Here is a 20,697-nt window from a genome sequence, read left to right as displayed (position 1 = left end):
GCTTGAGTACTCTCCTCAGGATAATTATGTTTTATCCAAAGATTAACTGAGCGAAAGCTCAGTAAAGTAACTACAAATATATTGATAGAACTAACTCATGAGGTTAAATCAGCTATTATTATACAAGCTATCTGAACAATAAAATATACTATGATGGAAGAACTGATAAACTATTGGAAACTATTAGAGTCATCAAAACCATATATACACCCTGCAGATCTTAAACACATTAACCGTGATTTGATATACACATTCTCATCTATTGAGGATTACTACACCAATGACTACTGGACTGATAAAAATTTAATCCATACTGATCTATTTCCTGTACCCTATATTGGAGATCTACTCAATGCCAAAGTTTTCATACTTATGTTAAACCCAGGTCTTTCATTTATTGACTATCATGCAGAAATAGAAACTCCCTCATCTAAATTTATAGATGAACTAAAAAGGAACCTAAAACAAGAAAACCTAAATAAAAATTACCCACTTATTTATTTAAACCCATCATACGCATGGCACAGTGGTAGTAATTATTGGTTAAAAAAATTTAAAGCCCTTATTCTTTCATTACAAGAAGAGCTAAACATTTCCTTTATAGATGCTATCAAAATTATATCACAAAATATTGCTATAATTGAACTCTATCCATATCACTCCAAGCAATTCACAAACAATAGTAGTGTCCAGAAGCTCTCTTCTGTTCAGATAATTAAAGAATTTGTACACAATTATTTAGTACCTAAAGCGGTTAACAACGAGATATGTATAATAAGTACTAGACAATCAAGAACATGGAACTTACTTGAACACCAAAATATCATAAGTTTTACTGGAAGTGATTCAAGATCAGCCCATCTAACCAAATCAGAAGTACTTACTTTAATGAAAAAATTCATATCTAACGAAATAAAATAGCCCTTTTAAAAAAATGATCATTAGATAGCTAAAAAATGAATTTACCAAATAGACCAAGACAGCATGTTTTAGAAACAGAATCTATCAATAAATTGAGAAACAGTATTCCCACTGAATGGGTAATTCAAAGTCTTGAACATGACTACGGTATAGATAATTTGATCGAGATAGCTAATAATGATGGATATCTTGATGGCACCTCATTCGCTATTCAATTAAAAGCTACAGATTCTCTTTTTGAAAACAGAGATAACGTATCTGTTAGAATGAACACCAGTACTCTTAACTATTTAAAAAATAGATTAGAGTTAGTAATGATAATTCTCTATGTTTCAACCGAGCAAGAATCTTATTGGATATGGTTAAGAGATATCATTGGAGATGTTTGTTTCGAAAATGAAACTTTTACCATTAAAATCCCCAAGAATAATCGTTTATCCAGTATTAATTGGAATAGAATCCAAGAATATTCTGAAAGAATTAGAAATACTAAAGTTAGCTCTACCCGAGGTCTAAATTATAGATATGAATAAAAGATAAATACTCTCTGAAAAAGTTTAATACTTTTTCAGAGATAGCTCCCTCAGAAGAATCTATTAATCTCCTCCACTACATTCATCAATTTCAAGTTTTTATTACTCTCTAGGTACATTCTATCAATGTCTTCAATGAAAGTATTCAAAAATACCACATCTTTATAAGTAGTCTTATTTCTTTCCACAAAAAGGTATAATTCATTTTTTATAAGCTCTTTTTGATCAATGTTATTTTGAGCAATACTCTTAATACCATTGATGACAAGCCTATCAAGTCTGTCTATTGGGTGATCTGTTTGCATGGAAGCATTATACGATAAATCCAATAACTCTATCATTAATGGCAAACTTTCCATAGAGATGATATTTTCAGGGTTTGCTCTACTAGTAATAAATGGGTTTTGCCAATTTCTTTTTATCCATTCAATAGACAACGATAACCCTTCTATTCTACCTATATTAATTAGATAATTGTTAATCTGTTTTTTAATATCTTCACCCAGCTCGTCTATATTGGCTAGTAAGCTTAATTTTCTATAAGCAAAATCCTTATCTCCTTGTTCTATTGATATGTCTATAATATCAAGCTTCGATTCAATTTGGACATGATCATACAGAAGCTTTATATCTCTCATCAGTCGATAATCAGTATCAACTAACTTAGAAAAAGTCCTTTTAAGAGTGTGTGATGAATAAGGAGCTTTTACAGCAAAGCATAATAATGGTTGATATAGCTTTTCAATACGATTACTTACTGCAAAATCAACATATTCCGTAAAAACCATAGAAATCAGAGGTAAATTATTATTTAGATTAACTAGTATTCTATGACTTACTTTTTCTATACCAAGTCTTAAAACAATATCATCAATAGTAATATGTAATGGCACCTTATAATGGCCTCTAAACGTTAAAGCACTAACATCTTCTCTAGCGATAACTAGATGAAGCATGTCCAATAATATTTTTTCATCACAGTGAAAATTGAAGTGCTTTAATAGAATAATCAAATATCGACTTAACTGAAAAAACTTTCCATTTACTTGAAAGGAGCCATTTTCATTCATTAAAAACCCTTTGGTAAAATCGATCTGGCTAATATTTTGATTAAACCATTTTCTAATAATCTCTATCTGAGCATGAGTCAACTGAAGTTCTGGAGAATCATAAATTAACTCACAAGCTTTTACCACTACATAAACTTGTAAATCTACATCATCAAACCATTCAATAAAATCTTTTTTACATAAGGATTTCTTATCTCCTCTTAATAAATCAGAGATTGCGTCTTTAAAAGGTAATAGATATTGATCATCAGCCTGGCGACCATACTCATCATATTTTGTCACATCATTCCATGTAATACATTCTATCTGGTCAAAAGTGTCTATACCATACTTAAAGAAAGCATCTTTATCGAACAAAATATTCAATGAGTCCTGTCTATATTCTAATTGTCGTTTTGTGATTTGTTCCTCTCTGTCAATAATAGTTTCATCAAAAATCAACCTTACCTCATCCCTAAATCGTTTTGCCCTATTAATATCTATTCGCTTTAGTATATGGTAATAGTCCTCTATATGTTGTTTTGATACCTGACCCGATATTTTCTGAGCGAATAATAATTGCATAGTATTTAGATCTTCTATATAGGCTATAAACCATAAACAATGGTAATTATAATTTGGCTTCTCATTGATGTAATTGATCAGATCATTAAATAACCTCTCACTATTGTCAGTCTTACGGAAAAATGATATACAAAGCTTTACTAAAGAAACCTCATTATTGAACCAATAAAAGCGATCAAAACTTAAACTAAATAAGTCTTCATACAATCCATCATTATACCAATATAAGCTTGCTGCTCTTTCAATAATTTTTTGCAAACAGTCTGCGCTTCTGCTACCATATAACCGCTTAACTAATTTTCGTTTATAGTCATTTATCAATTCCTTTAAGATAGGATAAGTCTTAATTTTTAGAATGCTATCAAAAAGAACTATTTCTTCACCTATTGCCAAATTACTTTCTCTACCTTTTATTTTATCCTCAGAATAAATGTAAGACAAACCTTCTCGAAAATATGGCCAATACTCATCTACTAAGTCAGCTGAAGATATTAATGTATACATCTCCTTCCTGATATATTTGGAAGGCATATCACCCACATACTTAAATACCAGATCTATGTATTTAAAATCATATAATTTATGCTTATAGATAACCCTAATTACATTCGCTTTGAAGTCATTGTCTAGATCAATTTGTATAAACTCAAGCAATTTACTCATTAGCTTATTTTGATCAGGATACCTTTCAAGGTCAAAATTCTCCAAAATCATTAAAGCACTTTTTCTGATTCTTAGATGATTATGCTCGTCTTCTATTTGCTCTAGAACCCACTCAATATTTTCATCACTTTGTCCAAAAAGAGCTAAATCTACCTCCCGAAAATAGTTGGAACTCACCCATATTTCTTTTGCCTTATAATAATTGAATATTTGTCTAAACAATGTCGACCTTAAATCGTCAGACAAAACTTCATACTCACACCCTACAAGCACTTCTTTATCATTCTCAGCTAACCACTCAACTATCTGTTCTCTCTTATAATCATCGTCTAATAAACTTATCAGGTGTACTACTGTATTATACCAATGTGGTAATACTCTACCTTGCTCTGACACTATTTCCATCACCTGCTCAAATGGAAGTGTACACAAAAGCCTAGCACATAAATATTCTTGAAAATTAGCATGTTCAAACTTCCACACTTTTGAGAGCCCCTCTTTTTTCTCAAAAATACCAGAGTATCGAATTAAATCTCTATCTTCTTTATTTTTTAAAAGATGTCTAATTTGCTCATCATCCAAGGTTGTTTTCCCTATTCTTTTCATTAGGAGTGCAACCTTTCCTAGTAAGAATAAGATATGATTCTTGTGTTCATCAATATCAATAGTATTCTCATAATGTCCCTCATCCCAATCAATTCTTAGGCTGATTATCTGTTCTATCAACTGACTACGTTTCCCAGGTAGCTCATGACCATTATGTTTATATACTTCTAAAATCAAAGACAGATAAAAAGGATTAAATAAAAGGTCATATAATCCTTTGTCCCAAGCCTCTGAACGTAATTTATTGGGGTCTACATCAGCTTCATTGATATAATATGTAACATCTGTGTCAGAAAATTTATCCAAGAAAAAAAGACTAAATCCCTTTAGCATTTTGGGTGATACTCCTGGTAACTTGAAAAAGTTACTACGACAAGATACTACTACTTTAGCTTTAGGATAATCCTCTATAAATCTACCGATCTTCTTTTTTACAGTATTAAAATATTCTGGTTCAACTTCATCTAAACCATCACAAAAAAGAATAACCTCCTCTGGGTCTATTCCTTTCAAGTCTACAATAAGACTCGTATCACTAGCAGAAAAATTACTTAGTGATTGGAATACAGGATATCTTGTACCTTCCAACTTAGCTATCTCTAAAGCAGCATGTTTCAATTCCGTACTTTTCCCTAAACCTGCATTCCCTAAAAGTACTATATGATTTTCTTTATCAAGAATATCTAGTAAAGTAAACCGATCAGATGTTTCTCTAGAGTATGGAGATAAAATATCAGTAGTAGCAACACCTTGATAATTAATCAAAAACCTTGGCAAGTAACATGAGGGAATATGGCTCTGTATATTTCTAACAAAAGTATCTCTAGAAACTTTTTTCCCTTGAGAAAGAAGCCCTCTTTGTAAGTTCTCTACTCCCTCTTTAATTTCTTGGATTGACTTAGAGTCTTCAATTTTAAAAACATCATTATAAATATGATGCTTGTTCATCAAGTGAATAATGTTTCCTCCGTCAAGAAGTTTAATGAAGCCTTCATTAAGCCCATACATCTTCTCCTTCTTACTCTTCCAGTCTCCCCACCACTTATGTTGCTTAATTGATAATTCATATGGAATACATAGTATCCACTCAGATATGCTATACTCAGTATTATTAATGGCCGTTTCAAACGAGTCATTAACTTGTTGGTATTGGCTATTCTCAAAGGCTTCTAGAAAGAACTTACATTGAATTACCACAATTGGACTATTACCATAGTCACCAACAAATACATCTATACCTCCATCTCCTTGAGTGACTCTAACAGTTTTAACATTTTTATCAGGGTATATTTCTTGAAACAAATCAGCACAATGTTTTTCGAATGCACTTCTTGCTCCTTCTAAGCCTCCATATAACGATTTATAGTCTCTCCAATCTCTTTCCAAGGTCAAATTCAATTAGCAGTTCGTAAAAAATAGAATATTAATATAGTAAAAAGGAGGATTAGAGCATAAATTCTATTTACTCTGCCTCTTCTATCAATTTCATATCGTGGTCAAATAATGCATTCAACTCTTAAACGGCAGAAATAGATGTTTTTTTCATAAAAATCCTTAAAAAAAGAAACTGTTTTACTTATTTTTCGTATTTAATTTTGCCTATAGTTATTAAGATCTATAGGGTAGCTTGTTTCGAAATGTTACAGTTTTCTTTTAAGAAGAGGTGATAAGACTTCTTGTTAGGAACTATTTGCTCATTACCATGAACCATGATAACCGGAGTTATTATCTTTCTATATGACAACTCCTCTGAACTAGTATCTAATTTAATCAAAACAATTTGTACTAGACAAGAAAGTATGGTCATGATAATTCTAATATTGCATCTCATGATAGTATCGTTAAGTTTACTACTGTTATATGTAACGTTTCTTTGGCTTATATGTCTAAGTCAGCCGGTATCCAACTGCTAAAACTTATTCTTTTACACGAGGACCAACTTCAAATAAAGAGATGTAGAAGCCTTCTTTTAAGATTGGCTGAATCTTCGGCTTCTACATCTCATTAGCATATGAAAAAATCAAATATAGAAGCATATTTCAACAAGTTCGATACAAAGATAGATAACATAAAAAGCTTCAATATTGATGATTTCATATTGGATAACTTCCCTAAATATCCGCACATTGGAAAATACATAACCCCTAGAACAAGCGAATGCAGGGAATTTTTCCTTTCAGAAATAGATAAAGATCTAAATAGCTATAGCTTTGACCCATTGATTTCTTTTGAAATGAATCAAAGTAAATATTCAATAGAAAGACTACACCCTGACTGTCACTGCTTTAGACGTTACAACTCAAAATTACGACCTATAAAAACTACTTCACATAGAGATAGGATTATCTATGCAGCATGGAATGATTATTTAAGTATAAAATATAAAAAATGGCTCGAAGAGAATGACCTTGAGAGTTCAGTGAGTGCATACATCCCTAATACAGGAAAATTTAATGCTCATTATGCTAAACTAGCTTTTGACTATTTACAGAAGCATACAGAGTATTATGCCATTGCATTAGATATTAAAAGTTTTTTTGATAATATCCCTCACCCTTTTTTAAAGAAAAACCTGATAAAACTAATTAATGAGGATACTAAACTATCCAAGGTTGATTACAAAATTTACAAAGCTGTAACAAAATATACATACGTGGAGCAACAGGATTTATTATCCAATATTGATACGTTTAGTAAAGGAGAGGGAATGTACATGAGCAGAACAAACAAAAATTGGAATAAGTTAAGAGACTTAGGCATTATTAGAAAAAACTCATATAAAGGAATACCTCAAGGCTTACCATGCAGTGGAGTACTTGCAAATATCGTAATGATGCAGTTTGATAAAGATATGAAGCATTTAGCCTTAAGTATGAACGCTATCTATATTAGGTATGCTGATGATATTTTCATCGCTGCTTCAAATAATATGGATATAAACACTTTATATAATCTATGTAAACTAGAGCTAGAAAAATTAAAGTTACCTATCGCTCCAGAAAAAACAGAAAAGTTTGAGTACAATACTTTATCTAAAACTCATCCAACTATTAGTTATTTAGGTTTCAACTGCACAGGAAATAATATCTCTGTCAGACAAAATGGTGTTAATAAGTTTTATCAAAGGGCATCACAGTTTATTTATAGCTATGTAAATACATGTAAGACCAGAAATATCACCCCTTCAATAAAAAAAATAAGAGCTATTTTCACACACTCAGGTAATCGAAATTACTATTCTTATTTAAGAAGATCTTCAGCTGTTTTTGAACAGGATAATAAATATAAATATGAAAATATAAAAGGAATATTAAAAAATCATGTTAATTGGATTGATAAGGTTTTTGATGAAGCAGTAAACTCCGAACCTCCAATAAGAAAAGGGAAGTTTTCAGCTTGGAAACACTGTCAATGTTCACTTAAAATGGATAACAATCTCTGAACCTAACCAACGTAAACACTATTAATGCAGTATATACTAATATTTTCTAGAAAACATAATTACGTCATGTCTTTCAAACCTTACTATACAAAGGCTTAATCAAATATACAACCGTAAACCAAAAAGCTCACGGTCGTATTTCTCACAATAGAAAATTCCTCACTCCCACCTTTCAACCCTCCTACTCCCCCTCAATACCATTCCTCCAAAAGTTTCCTTCTCCACCTCAGCCAATCGCTCCTTACACTCTGCCTTAAAATCCAACAAAGAAGAATTACTATAAGGAACTTCCGTAGTCTGCTTCAAGACTTGTTCTACCTCTTCAGCCAAACTCATCTGTTTCTGCAAGAAATCCTCAGTCACTATACTTCCCAGATGTTGGCGGTAATTACTCCATAATAACTTTACTAGGCTATGCTGCAACTCATCAATAGTTGTCTTCGCTTTTCGCAACTGTCGTTCTGTCCTGAGGTGTCCTTCGTGGATAAAGGAAGACAAGCCTTGCTGAGACTGGAGTTGCTGTACGGTCTTTTGCAATTCCTCATAGTCGTATTTCAATAGCATGTAACGGTCTTTATACTCTAGCCCTTCCTCTATCTGTTTTTCGAATAGCTCGTACTCCTCAGAAGATAAGGTAATGGCATTTTCTACGGTCTGATCCGGTTGTCCGACCATTTCAGACAGTGTCTCGGACAGTGGTTGAAAACCTGTCTGAACTGTCTCAACCACTGGCTGAGGAGTGTCTGGGACAGTGTCCGAAAGCTGTCCGGGACTATCTGAAGACACTTCTTGAAGGGTTTTTACTACGAAATAACGGGTTTTATTAACCTCTTTCGCAATATTTCTAAGGCTTTCCCCTGATTTGCGAAGGGAAAGGATTCTTTCTTCAACTTCTGTATTCATCTTTACTCTACTTTAACTTTATAATGGATTTCATATTCTTTTTCTGTATACCTCAATCAGTATATTGTCCTCGTCACCTCATTCCCGATTTTAGGTTATAAACCATTGTCATTTAGTCAATTTTCTACTTTCTTTATAGAATTGAATCAAACTGAAAACAAGCTTGATTAATAAGTAACACATCTCCTTATAAAATCTCTGAAGGGATTTTCTATCTCAACTAAACTATGACTTACACCATCGACCACCAAAAGCGTAATGCTTTCAAATGGAAGTTCTATAAAAGGGTAATAAAAAGAGCTAGAGTAGCCCTTACCATAGTAGCTATAATAATTGTTTCTATTCCTTTCTGTACTAATGACCTGGTTCTGCAAACCATCGTTCCTATATTCTCCTTATTAATACTATCACTTTCAGTCTGGCTAGGTCTTTACAACTCATTCCTAGAAGAAATAAAACTAAAGGTAAGTGTGTCAGAGAAAGAGGTCACAATTAACAAGCAAGTTATTCAATGGAAAAACCTTAATTATACTCCTACTGACTCTGGACTCACACTAAAAACAAATACATCGAATTCCTTTACTGGAAGAAGTACATTCTTATTACCTGAAGAACTGGAAAATTATGAACAGCTTAGACAGTTGATTTATCTAAAAGCATCTCGCTTTTAATACAATATCGTGGCGATTTACTTTACAAAAGGCGATAATAAATCTCCTTCTCACCTTCAACCACTTCCAATCGTTCTTCCTGTAAATATTCAATTGCCCTAATTACCATCTTACTGTCTGACTGCTGTCCGAAATGCTCACAAATGGTTGCTCGAAGTGTGTCTGCGGTATAGAGGATATCTGCTCTCAGACATGGCATCGCTGCTGCAACGAGATTCACTCGCTTGAAGATCTCCAAGTCCTCAAATTCATATTGTACCTGATGAATCAGATCCGGATTTCCCAGGATAAAGTCGCCCAGGTCTGTGCCATCGTTGCGTTCTTTTTGGTAGTCGCTTACGCTGACTTCTATTCCTAATTCGAATAGCATCTCATAGGCGATATTCGTCCATTTCTCCCGGCATTGATCATCAAAATCAGGAAAGAGAATGACTTTACGACCTTTCAGTACTTTACATTTCTCTAAGGTCAATCCATTGCTTCCTTCTGCGGAGAGCCAGATATAGTTAGGCTTCCACAACCACCCCAACACGGCTGTTTTGGCACTTTCTACAATGGCAACTACTTTGGTATCGTCCATGAGTTGATGTTCTCCAAAAAAGCATTGCTGCAACTGGAAGTATTGTGGTAATAAGCCTTTCTTCTGTAATAGGCTGTGTACCCAGTGAACGTGGTTGAAAGGTTCTTTTATCCGTCGGAAATTTGGGCCGTATAGCATGATCTTTCCCGACCGTACTTGTTGGTTGATATCTACCTGCCAAAACACATTGGCTCCATTCCAGTGATCTGAGCGACCAATCATAAATTGCTTTTGGGTCGCTTGCCTACTATTGCTTCCAAATACTTCTTCTATACAGTCCAGAAAGTTGTTTTTAGGCTCCTGCAAGCTTGCTTTCAGGTATTCTATGGATAGAGTTGATATGGTTGGCTGAACTGTCTGAGCCTTGGCTGATGTTGTCCGAAACCGTCGGTGTTGCGGTGGTTCTTCACCCAATCGTCGACGGAAATATTCCTTATCGGGTGGCTGATGATAGCCACATTTCTCTTCCCGGTCGCAACGACCATATTCTTCCGGCAGATACTCCTGCTTCTCTTCATCATAGTAGCGCACATAACGTTTCTTTCCACAGGAGGGGCAGTGAAACTTTTTGGGTGCGTGGTTATAGGTTCTTTTATCTAAGGATATTTGCAATGACATTGTTCTTTCGTATTTAGCAGCATGTATACTTTGTGTATTTTGTATACTTTCAGTACTAAAACCCTCTCCACAGTAGCTTAAAGCAAGATTCAAAGTACACAACTCCTGTATACTTTGATGTGTACTTTCAAATTGGGTTCACGCAAAGTATACATCATAGTACACATCCGATGTATACTTTCAATCTGCGTTTTAAATAGCGTGAAAGCTGTTTTTGAGGGTAAAGTATACAAAGTACACATAGTATACAGGGTTATACTTTCAGTTTTCTGTAACGTCCATGAGTGCTGTTGTCCAGCAATCCCATCTTGACGAATTTCTTGAGTAAGCGTTGCTTAATATTGGAAGGACTGTATTGAAGTTCTTTACCAATCTCAATCGCCTGAGAAGTGGAGAACTCCTTAGGTAAAGCACTATAATACTCCAAATGCGATCCCGACAACCCCGTATTAGAACTCAGGGTATCCAATACCATATGCGCTGTCTTCTTGAAGTATTCCATGAGTTTGACAGCACTTTCCAAGGCTCCCAAATGCACCTGAAAAGTTCGTTTTCCCTCCAGGGTATCTTCCAGAATCTGAAACAGCAATGCCAATCGAGGGATATAGCCATTCAGCTTTTCATAAATGGAAATTACCGACTCATCCCCATACTCACTTCCCTTGTAGGTGTTTTCGTTAGCGACCGACAGAAAGTATTGTTGCGCCCTTACTGAAAAGGTGATCACCTCCTGCTCCGGTATCTTCTGGGAGTCCTCAAACAGTTTACTCATAATGGCATCGTACTCCTCAAATACCCGTGTTGCGGTTTCCTTTTCGGAGAGGTAAACCGGAGATTCTGTCTCAGGAAACACAAACAACAAGCGAAATAGAAAACCATCCTCTCCTCTACTTCCTGCCGCTAACTTGGGCAATACACTAGGTTGAATGCCACCCACAACAGACAGGAAAGGATTCTCTACAAATACACTTTTCTCCACCCGATCCGACACCTCACTACTGCCATCAAATACAGACAGGTAAAACTGCCCGTCCGATCCCGGTCGATATTGGTTGAGGGAATTCACCCAGGCAAGGATCTCGTCCCGATACATCAATAAGCCATGCGGATTTTCAGACAGGATTCTACACAAGGCTTCCTTGGTCACATCATTGACTTTCAGTCGTTGCGGCTTTGGTTCTGGATACATTTCCAAAAAGGCATCCAATTCCACCTTCTCCAAAGTGCTTTTCTCCGCTTTCCAATGCTCCACATCTTCCTTATGCTTTTCAAACAGGACTTCCTGTTTCCGCAACAAAGGCTGCAACGCAAACTTCAATGCCGGACTCTTCTTCTTACTGGAGTTCCCGACAATCACCCCATAAAGATTGGGCGGCACTACCCACCCGTTTTTCACTTTCATATGACGACTATTCCCTACAAACACACTGGCACAACACAATACCCCCATCGCCATATAGCCCTTCTCATACCCCAGTGTTTCATGTACTTCCATCAGGATCTTCTGAACCTTTTCCGGAAATACTTCCAGGGGAAATTCTATTAGCTTTTTCTCATGGCTCCCCTCCTCTTTAATCAAGGGAGAAGCCAAATCTTCCAGTCGATCCACCTTGGATAAATCTGGAGAATTCTCTACTTTTACTACCATAGAAAAGACATTTAGTGAAGCCCTTGTCAGCTACCACCTTGACAAGGGCTTCGTTTTTTTAATTGATTTAACTCACTAGTTTTTCGATCTCCCTTTTCGAGAAAAACACCCTGTTTCCGATCTTCTTATATTTTAGCTTCCCTGCTCGTTTCCAGTTGTGGATCGTTACCTCCGTCACACTCAGGTAATCGGCTACCTCACGAATGGATAGCAACTCTTCATCACTCTGTGTCAACTTCTCATTTCTCGCTCTATTCAACGCTTTGTTGATTGCATTTTCCAGCAATTGCTCCAGATCCCCAGGAGTCATCTCTATAGTCATTGTTTGTTTCATAGCTGCTTACTTTACTGTTTATTGATTGATAAATGTATTGATTCATTATTTCGATTTATGATGCTCCCTACGACAACGGTCTGAACAGAACTTTGCCATAGGCACTTTCTTGATAGCGGTTTCTCCGCAATGTTTACATTCTATTTTATACCCCTTGGAATGAATATAGTGGACAGAGTTCTTACTCTCCTCATTAACCTTTACCGCAGATACTGCCTGAGCCGTTTTTCGTTCAAAATTCTGCTGAAAACCGATCACTCTCGGAGCCTCTTCTTCCTCTTTAGTTGGTTGAGGTATATTCTCTGTCTTTTGCCGCAACAAGGATTGTTTCGGTAGCTCATAACGAGTAGTATACTCCGACAGTTTGTGTCTTTTTTCTGTTGCTTCTATCTTCCGCAACGCATCATTTTCCATCACCACCTGATAATCGAAATACACCAAAAACCAGTTGGAAAGGATTATCAACAGGTCAATCAAACCTGCCAACACCGCAAAACGGAAAGCATTAAAGGAAGTGTCTGCAATGATTTCCCCTTTCTGCTCCTTGAAAGAAGCCTTTAGCTCTTGTTCTGCCGTGGCTTTTTCTGCCGCAACGCCCAGCAACTGCTCCTGATAATTCAGGATTGCCTTTCGTTCACTGGCATACAAAAACTGGTTCGGACGTTGATACTGTCGTTGATTGATCTCCTCAATCTTGCTTTCTATCTCCTGTGTTGCAGCAACATAATGTGTCCGGACACTATCCATTTCCTGCTGATACGTGTTCGTCACCATCGCTTCCTTGTCATCCATCAGGTAATACAACTCCTTCGCCCCATTCACAGAAACATAGATGCTCAAACCACTCATCAACACACCTGCCAGCAACAAGGTCGCCACCCATTTCCGTCCGCCGTACAATCCTTCAAAGCCTATCTTCAAGGTATCCGCCTTCATTCCCTCCATCAATGCCAGCAACAATCCTCCTGAGAAAACAGCCGCAAGCGTATGTGGTACGATCCCATGCAATAAAGAACTCATAAAGGTCATTCCCGTAGCAATAGAAATCACAGGCAACAGCAATCGACCAATAATGGCATACAGCTTCAACTTCCGAAAGCGCACCGCAAAGGGCTTAAAAGCAAATCGGTCATTGGCCAGCTCCACCTGACGATGGTAGCTGACCTTGGATAGAAAATCATTAATTGGATTCTTGATCATAGGGTTGTGGGTTTAGGGTGGATGATTGGTTTTCTGTTTTGGTGATCAATTCGTCAACTGACACCTTGAAAGCCGTAGCGATATTCTGCAACTGAATAAAAGTGGGTTGCTTTTGATTCTTTCGGAACTTGGCAAACTCCTTTGGGTTTGTTCCGACGCTTCGGTACCAGGCCCTGCTGGCACGAAACAGGAAGCCTTTCGCTTCAATTTCTGAGATTAGTTTTTCTATATTGTTCATAGTGCATTAATAATTTACTTTATACAATTATAATTCACTATGATTAATTTTAAAAGTACTTAGTGTATTTAAAATCAATTAAATTTATAATAAACTGATTTTAAGAAAGAAAATTTTGCATTTCAATAAATTAAAAATGCACCCTATTACTTCTATCAGGATAGTTCGACACAAACAGACCATCCCTCAAGCAACTTTTTAAGACTCCGGAAATGATTTCATGGATAATTCCTTTATTTTGTGGCATCAGTATTTATTACAATAGCACAGGAGTTAACTTTTTAAGCATGCACAATATTTATAAAATCATACAGGAAGTTAGGGAAGAGAAAAAACTACAGAAGAGTCAGGTTGCTGATGCAATAGAAATGCACCGAAGTGCTTACGGCAAGATGGAAAGTACAGGAAAACCCCAACTAACCATTGAACGCCTGGAGGAAATTGCAGAAGTACTCAACACCTCTTCCGCAGAATTATTGGTGCGCAGTGGATCTCCTGTAAAAAGTAAACCGCAAGCAGACACTCCTGAGAACTACGACTTGTTGGAGAGAAAATACGACAGAATACGTGCTACGTTTATTGCGCTTACCTTCAATAAATTTGGCAGACAAATTATAGAGGGACTGATACAAAATAACCTTCAGGAAACTCCTGATACCGTTGAAGAAGCCTTGGCACAAAAAGCCATCGAACTCAATCAAATGTTTATCAACCAATCCGAAGACCTGTTCGATTGGCTCTACGAAATCAACCAACATCTGGAAGATGACCTGGCAATGGTCAACCGCCATTTCTTTACCCTGGACAAAGTCATTGAGCTATTCCTTAAAGCCAATATCCAGGTAGAAGTCTTCTCCAAAATGGCGAGAACACAAACCCAAGCCGGATTTGACAGCACCATCCTGGATATCTCTATCAGCAGGAAGGAACGTGTATTAGCGAAAAGGTCTTATTTGATCAATAAAGGCGGAGGGGATGTATTGCTGTTGTTGCAGCAAGCGAATCAGCTTACGCATAAGCTTCCTTTTAAGAGGTAGGTTTTGGGTGTAAAAAAAGGTCAGGAGTGGGGAGTTCCTGACCTAATAATATTAAGGGGTAGAATATTTATTTTTTAATAATCTTCCTAACAGTAATGTGTTGTGCTTTAGTAATTAACTTTAAGAAGTATATTCCACTTGATAAATCTTGTGCTGATATACTAATGTTATTACTTAACACACTTCCACTTCTTATAATTTTTCCAGAAAAAGAAATCAGTTTATAAGATTCATATATGGTATGATCCTCCAAGAGCACATTTATTTCCTCTTTAACCGGATTAGGTGCTATTGATATAGTCGCTTCAGGTAGTTGGTCTTCCACATTCAAAACAGTCTCATCTTCGACTATAATCCAATCATCCTTAGATTTTATAGCTGATTGTACATCATTAGATACGATCAACTTAACATCATACGTACCGGATGTAGTATAAACATGAGATGGATGTTGATCCGTACTAGTGGATCCATCTCCAAAATCCCACATCCATCCCATTACATTTCCTTCTGATAAATCAGTAAACTCAAAGGCTGTCTCTCCACTCAAGCCTACCAACGTATCTACATCAAAGTCCACTACAAATGGTGCCTCTACATATATCAGTGACTCTTTTACTATAGAATCTGATTGTACATCATTAGATACGATCAACTTAACATCATACGTACCGGATGTAGTATAAACATGTGATGGATGTTGAGCCGTACTAGTGGATCCATCCCCAAAATCCCACATCCATTCCGTTACATTTCCTTCTGATAAATCAGTAAACTCAAAGGCTGTCTCTCCACTCAAGCCTACCAACGTATCTACATCAAAATCCACTACAAATGGTGCCTCTACATATATCAGTGACTCTTTTACTATAGAATCTGATTGTACATCATTAGATACGATCAACTTAACATCATATGTACCGGATGTAGTATAAACATGTGATGGATGTTGAGCCGTACTAGTGGATCCATCCCCAAAATCCCACATCCATTCCGTTACATTTCCTTCTGATAAATCAGTAAACTCAAAGGCTGTCTCTCCACTCAAGCCTACCAACGTATCTACATCAAAATCCATGATCACTGGTGTATCCTGATGAGGATTATGTAAAAAAGGCTTATAACTTATACTATCATTCGAAGAGTAATCATCATTATAATCAAAAATCATTGACTGAATAGTAGCATCATCTATTGTATTCCAATAGTTACTATCAGCATGTAAATATGCATCTGAATATCCTTTAGGTAGTTTAACAGCAACAGAAGTAGTATCTAAAAAACTATTATACTTTACCTCAGTTAAAAACTCATCACCATAAGATGCCCAATTCAATATATGGCAATCATAGTATCCATTCTTAGGTTTATTAAGGAATACATTATTCTTTATTGTTACCTTAACTCCATTTGTTCCTATAGAAAGGGGGCCACAATTGTCAAACACATTACGTTCAAATCTACATTCACTAATTGGATACCATATATAAAATATACCCGTATAGCTATTGTTTATATTAGAAAGTCTAGAGTCTTTCACCGATATACTGCCATAAATAGATCCTCCTGTTGCTGGGTATAATTCTCCTCCATTCATATAAACATATTCCATTTCTATAGAGAAAGAATCGTCAGAATTGTTATCCCCTGGGTGAATTAGTGTCTGTGTAACTTTAATCAGGTTATTCTTCTCTCCACTCATGAACAAAGTGCCATATACTGATATTTTTTTACCCTGACCGATAATCTCTACCCCTGGCTCAACTATTAAATCAACATTCGGAGCAATACTAATATCATTTTCTAAAATGAATGGAGATCGATCAATACTCCAAATTGTTTTTTGAGTAACATTAGAAGTAACAAATGTTGTGTCTTGAGCGTAACTTTTGATAAAGCAAAGAATGAAAAAAACAAATAGTGATAATCTAATCATAGCTAATAAATTAAAAATAAAACAATAACGATATCACCTCAGATTATTTAAGGTTTACATTGGTTAATGATTTCTATTTTGATAAAAAAGTAAGTGCCTTTATCTCTTCAAGACACATCAACAGAGCATATTATTAAGAGTATAAACAGATATTATTTTCTCTGTATACAACTCTGTATAAATAATAAAAGGAGGTTAAACAACCTCCTCAAAATCAACTCTTTACAAGAAATAATTGTAGCACCACCAGAATGAATTCTCATCACTGAAAACCAGTAACTTAAACCCCATTGTAAAGCTATTGTAATGCATTCCGGTAGTATTTGATTCTAAAACGATCATTTTGTTATTACAAGATGGGAAATAGAGGCTAAAATTGCGGTGATTTTGCTTTACAATTTTGGTAAAAGGGGTATTTACTGCTGGACAAATGGTTAAAAAGTAGCTTTTTGATAGTGTGAGGGGTGTTTTACAGAAGTTTTCCAATCTACCTCTAATATTGATGATATGTCTCCAAGTTCTACTTGAATTTATAGGATGAAAAGGGTCAGCTTTTAGATTAGGTTAGGGGTAGGCCGTATATAGGGGAAATAACCTGACCCTCGATTTTAGTACTTCATTTCAGGACCACTTATAGTGCTCCTTTTCAAAGTTACTTTTTAGGTTAGTGCGTATATAGGAGATCTAGATCCTTGCTTTTTCATCTAGAATTGTGACCACAGTGTGGACATAATCTCCAAGTCAATAACCATTGAATTTATAGTCTGAAAAAGGTCACTTTTTAGGTTAGGTCAGGGTTAGGCCGTATATAGGAGAAATAACCTGACCCAACTTTTTTTGGCCTATCATATTCCACTCAAAAACACAAGTATAGAATTGTGCAGACAGTGTGTGCACAATTCCCTCTTACAGTCTCCACAGGTATAATTTGAATAATTGTGCAGTCAATGATTGCACAATTATATCCATCAACTGCAACAAATAGCGTCTGAACCTATTAAAAATTCACTTATTACACTTATTTGCTTTATTTCACTTAAAATAGATATCTTTGTAAAGAGTATATACCCAAATGAATAGGGCTATGATCCATTAATGATAAACACTGTAAAGCATGAAAACATTAACTCCTACACAGGAGATGGCTAAAAAAGCCAAGATCTCCGCAAAAGCTTTCCGGAAAGCTACCATAGATAAAGAACACAGACCTACACTTTCCATTAACGGTAACGACATAGAACTTTCGGAAGAAACCTTTGAGATATTTCATTTTATCCTGAAGAAAATAAGTGATGGCTCCAGCATTAGTATCCTTACAGATAACGAATTGTTGACTACGACACAAGCTGCCAAGTTATTAGGGATGAGCAGACCTTATTTTGTCAAAATGCTTGATAAGGGAGCGATAGATTATGTGATGGTCGGTTCTCACAAGAAAGTAAAGCGAGAAGATGTTATTGCCTTTAAGCTCCAGCGGGAAGAAGCACTGAGTCAACTTGGAGCTGATACAAATCAATTGGATAACATAGACTTTGAATAAGATTACACCATAAACTAATGAACAAACCTATAGGAGCTGTACTAGATGCGTGTGTCCTTTTCCCAGCCAGACTCATGGACTTTATGTTGTGCCTAGGGCTGGAAGAAGAACTTTATGATCCCTATTGGAGCAACAAAATCAATGAAGAATGGTCTCGCAATAAATTAAATAAGGTCGTCCAGGAAAAAAGAAGCGATGCCGCTAAATATTTTGAGCGACGTATTGTAAATATGAACAAGGTATTTCCAGCCGCTAATTGTACGACCTATGAGAAACATATCGAGAAGCTATCAGCAACTGACGAAAAGGACCAACATGTTTTAGCAGTAGCAATAGAAGAAGAGGCTGACTACCTGGTTACATTTAATCTAAAGGACTTTGACCCCCAAGAGTGTTCCCTTTATGGTATCACTCCAACACACCCGGATGATTTTGTCCTGGCAATGATTGAACGGAATAAAAATGCCGTGATCAAGGCATTGAAACGAAACCACCAAATGTATAAAAACCCTCCGGAAGACCTTCGTGAAACGATTTCTCATCTTGCTGAGAAATGTCAGTTGCGGAAAAGTATGAATGCTTTGGAAGCTATGTTGTGATTATAGAAGGGACAGATTTTGGATTAGGTTAGGAGCGGGCCGTATATAGGAGAAATACGGGAACGCCTAGCCCTAACCTTAGAATTCCCCTCTGTACCCTCCCCTATCGCCTACTCGTTGATTGCTTCATATTCCTTCCTGAATACACCCACCGATATACCAATAGCTCCATGTGTATACTGTTTATCTTTTGAACTACGTGCTGTCTGGTTGAAAGATTTCAGTAATCAAGAATTCGTTTATAAGGTTGGTCACCATCATTTCACATCCTTCTCATAACGAAAAAAACTACTCTTTTCCTGTTTAAAAGCAAAAAAACACGTTCCCTTCACTAACTATACATTTTACCGGTAGAGCAAATCACACTATTTGGAAAGTTCGAAACTTAGAAAAGGGTTTTATCTCTATCGGCTGTCTGTTGTAACATCAAATACAAATTGGAGTTTAAAACTCATAACAAAGGGTTTGATTTTAATGCAACACCAATCGTTTTTTATTCCTCAACAAACTCCTTTCCCTATGACTAAAAACTACACCTGTTTTATCGGTATCGACATTTCTAAAAACTGGCTTGATTACCATTGCCTACAAAAAGATTCCTCTATATGTAGCGGCCGTATCGACAATTCGGTTAACGGAATAAATGCCTTCATTAACCTATTGAAACAAGAGAATATCCTGTTAGAGCAATGTCTATTTCTTGCAGAATACACTGGTGGATATGGGGAATTACTCAGCGGTATACTATGCAGTTATGGACTCGACCTTTGGTTGGTTACCGCTTTAGAGCTAAAATTAAACAGTGGACTTCGTAGAGGAAAAAGTGATCCCGTGGATGCTTACCGGTTAGCCGACTACTGTATGCGTTACCAAGATAAGGCAAGACTTTGGAAACCTCGCTCCGAGACACTGGAAAAGCTCAAGAAACATTATATACAACGCAAGCAAATTCAAAAGTCAATTAACGGATTAGAGCGCTCCCTGGATGAGCTAACGCAAGGACCAAATCAAACGCTCAAAGAGGAGTTAAATAAAAATATAGAAGTTCCCCTAGGTGCACTCAAAACAGCTCTTAAAGATTTGGACAAGAAGCTAGAGGAAATGATTCGGAAGGACACATTCCTTAATAAGCAGCTACAATTAGCGACCTCCGTACCAGGTATCGGACGAACAACCGCTATGGCACTCCTCATTGCTACTGCCGGGTTTACGCGTTTTGATAATGCCAAACAAATTGCCTGTTATGCTGGCGTTGTTCCTTTTAGCTACCGCTCAGGATCCAGTATTCACAGCAAAGCAAAAGTTTCCAAAAAAGCCGACCTGCGACTCAAAAGCTTATTGCATATGTGTGCTTGCTCTGTTATACAAGTACCCGGAGAATTACAGGATTATTTTAATAGAAAAATAGCCGAAGGAAAACACAAAATGAGTATACTTAATGCTATCCGGAATAAATTAATCCATAGGGTGTTTGCCTGTATCCGGGATGGAGTGCCTTACAACAAGAGTTACAATCACGCTCTCTCCTAAGCCATACAAATTCTTTTGGCCAGCAAATCCAGGCCCGCAGCTTTACCACCGATGCCTATCGCTA

16 protein-coding genes are annotated in these 20,697 nt (G+C 36.3%); 8 read left to right on the top strand and 8 right to left on the bottom strand.

Annotation, left to right across the window (positions count from 1 at the left end; translation table 11 throughout):
• Positions 1–150: 150 nt before the first annotated feature.
• Positions 151–921: a hypothetical protein gene (locus ABD985_RS03330; RefSeq protein ID WP_345369181.1), complete on the top strand. Its 771-nt coding sequence runs from the start codon at positions 151–153 to the stop codon at positions 919–921.
• A 35-nt stretch (positions 922–956) separates the two neighbouring features.
• Positions 957–1,454, top strand: coding sequence for a DUF4365 domain-containing protein (locus ABD985_RS03325; RefSeq protein WP_345369179.1), 498 nt, complete (start codon positions 957–959; stop codon positions 1,452–1,454).
• A gap of 50 nt (positions 1,455–1,504) precedes the next feature.
• On the opposite strand, the gene ABD985_RS03320 is transcribed toward ABD985_RS03325, so the two are convergent.
• Complete coding sequence (locus tag ABD985_RS03320; RefSeq protein ID WP_345369177.1) at positions 1,505–5,743, bottom strand: hypothetical protein; 4,239 nt, start codon at positions 5,741–5,743, stop codon at positions 1,505–1,507.
• A 625-nt stretch (positions 5,744–6,368) separates the two neighbouring features.
• Here ABD985_RS03320 and ABD985_RS03315 point away from each other — a divergent pair.
• The gene (locus ABD985_RS03315) at positions 6,369–7,799 is read left to right on the top strand and encodes a reverse transcriptase/maturase family protein (protein WP_345369176.1); all 1,431 of its coding nucleotides are present in this window, start codon (positions 6,369–6,371) and stop codon (positions 7,797–7,799) included.
• Positions 7,800–7,958: 159 nt separating this feature from the next.
• Here ABD985_RS03315 and ABD985_RS03310 read toward each other — a convergent pair whose 3' ends face one another.
• Positions 7,959–8,702 carry a hypothetical protein gene (locus ABD985_RS03310; protein ID WP_345369174.1) on the bottom strand — a complete coding sequence of 248 codons (744 nt, stop codon included), beginning with the start codon at positions 8,700–8,702 and terminating at the stop codon, positions 7,959–7,961.
• A 227-nt stretch (positions 8,703–8,929) separates the two neighbouring features.
• Between ABD985_RS03310 and ABD985_RS03305 the strand changes: the two genes are divergently transcribed.
• Positions 8,930–9,373 carry a hypothetical protein gene (locus ABD985_RS03305; RefSeq protein ID WP_345369172.1) on the top strand — a complete coding sequence of 148 codons (444 nt, stop codon included), beginning with the start codon at positions 8,930–8,932 and terminating at the stop codon, positions 9,371–9,373.
• 22 nt (positions 9,374–9,395) lie between these two features.
• Here ABD985_RS03305 and ABD985_RS03300 read toward each other — a convergent pair whose 3' ends face one another.
• The 5 genes from ABD985_RS03300 to ABD985_RS03280 all read right to left on the bottom strand — a co-directional run bounded on the left by ABD985_RS03300 (position 9,396) and on the right by ABD985_RS03280 (position 13,991).
• On the bottom strand, positions 9,396–10,571 hold the full coding sequence (locus ABD985_RS03300) for a DUF6371 domain-containing protein (protein WP_345369170.1): 1,176 nt from the start codon (positions 10,569–10,571) through the stop codon (positions 9,396–9,398).
• 253 nt (positions 10,572–10,824) lie between these two features.
• Positions 10,825–12,219 (bottom strand): DUF3987 domain-containing protein, encoded by a 1,395-nt coding sequence (locus tag ABD985_RS03295; protein WP_345369168.1) that lies wholly within the window; start codon positions 12,217–12,219, stop codon positions 10,825–10,827.
• Positions 12,220–12,286: 67 nt separating this feature from the next.
• The gene (locus ABD985_RS03290; protein ID WP_345369167.1) at positions 12,287–12,553 is read right to left on the bottom strand and encodes a helix-turn-helix domain-containing protein; all 267 of its coding nucleotides are present in this window, start codon (positions 12,551–12,553) and stop codon (positions 12,287–12,289) included.
• A gap of 45 nt (positions 12,554–12,598) precedes the next feature.
• Complete coding sequence (locus tag ABD985_RS03285) at positions 12,599–13,753, bottom strand: hypothetical protein (protein ID WP_345369165.1); 1,155 nt, start codon at positions 13,751–13,753, stop codon at positions 12,599–12,601.
• Complete coding sequence (locus tag ABD985_RS03280) at positions 13,734–13,991, bottom strand: hypothetical protein (protein WP_345369163.1); 258 nt, start codon at positions 13,989–13,991, stop codon at positions 13,734–13,736. Before ABD985_RS03280 ends, ABD985_RS03285 begins: the two co-directional genes overlap by 20 nt.
• Before the next feature lie 287 nt (positions 13,992–14,278).
• On the opposite strand from ABD985_RS03280, the gene ABD985_RS03275 reads away from it, so the two are divergent.
• Entirely contained in the window at positions 14,279–15,028 is a 750-nt protein-coding gene (locus tag ABD985_RS03275) for a helix-turn-helix domain-containing protein (RefSeq protein WP_345369161.1), read from the top strand.
• 67 nt (positions 15,029–15,095) lie between these two features.
• On the opposite strand, the gene ABD985_RS03270 is transcribed toward ABD985_RS03275, so the two are convergent.
• Positions 15,096–16,730 carry a T9SS type A sorting domain-containing protein gene (locus ABD985_RS03270; RefSeq protein ID WP_345369160.1) on the bottom strand — a complete coding sequence of 545 codons (1,635 nt, stop codon included), beginning with the start codon at positions 16,728–16,730 and terminating at the stop codon, positions 15,096–15,098.
• Between the two features lie 1,348 nt (positions 16,731–18,078).
• On the opposite strand from ABD985_RS03270, the gene ABD985_RS03265 reads away from it, so the two are divergent.
• From ABD985_RS03265 to ABD985_RS03255, 3 genes are all read left to right on the top strand, one after another.
• Positions 18,079–18,504, top strand: a complete 426-nt coding sequence (locus tag ABD985_RS03265) for an excisionase family DNA-binding protein (protein ID WP_345369158.1) — start codon at positions 18,079–18,081, stop codon at positions 18,502–18,504.
• A 17-nt stretch (positions 18,505–18,521) separates the two neighbouring features.
• The gene (locus tag ABD985_RS03260; protein ID WP_345369156.1) at positions 18,522–19,103 is read left to right on the top strand and encodes a PIN domain-containing protein; all 582 of its coding nucleotides are present in this window, start codon (positions 18,522–18,524) and stop codon (positions 19,101–19,103) included.
• Positions 19,104–19,622: 519 nt separating this feature from the next.
• Entirely contained in the window at positions 19,623–20,633 is a 1,011-nt protein-coding gene (locus tag ABD985_RS03255) for an IS110 family RNA-guided transposase (protein ID WP_345369155.1), read from the top strand.
• Positions 20,634–20,697: the final 64 nt, after the last annotated feature.

The sequence above is a fragment of the Algivirga pacifica genome, from assembly GCF_039543525.1.
In the GTDB taxonomy this organism is placed as follows: Bacteria; Bacteroidota; Bacteroidia; order Cytophagales; family Flammeovirgaceae; genus Algivirga; species Algivirga pacifica.
Note: the sequence above shows the minus strand (reverse complement) of the source record. Positions and strands in the feature narration are given on the sequence as shown.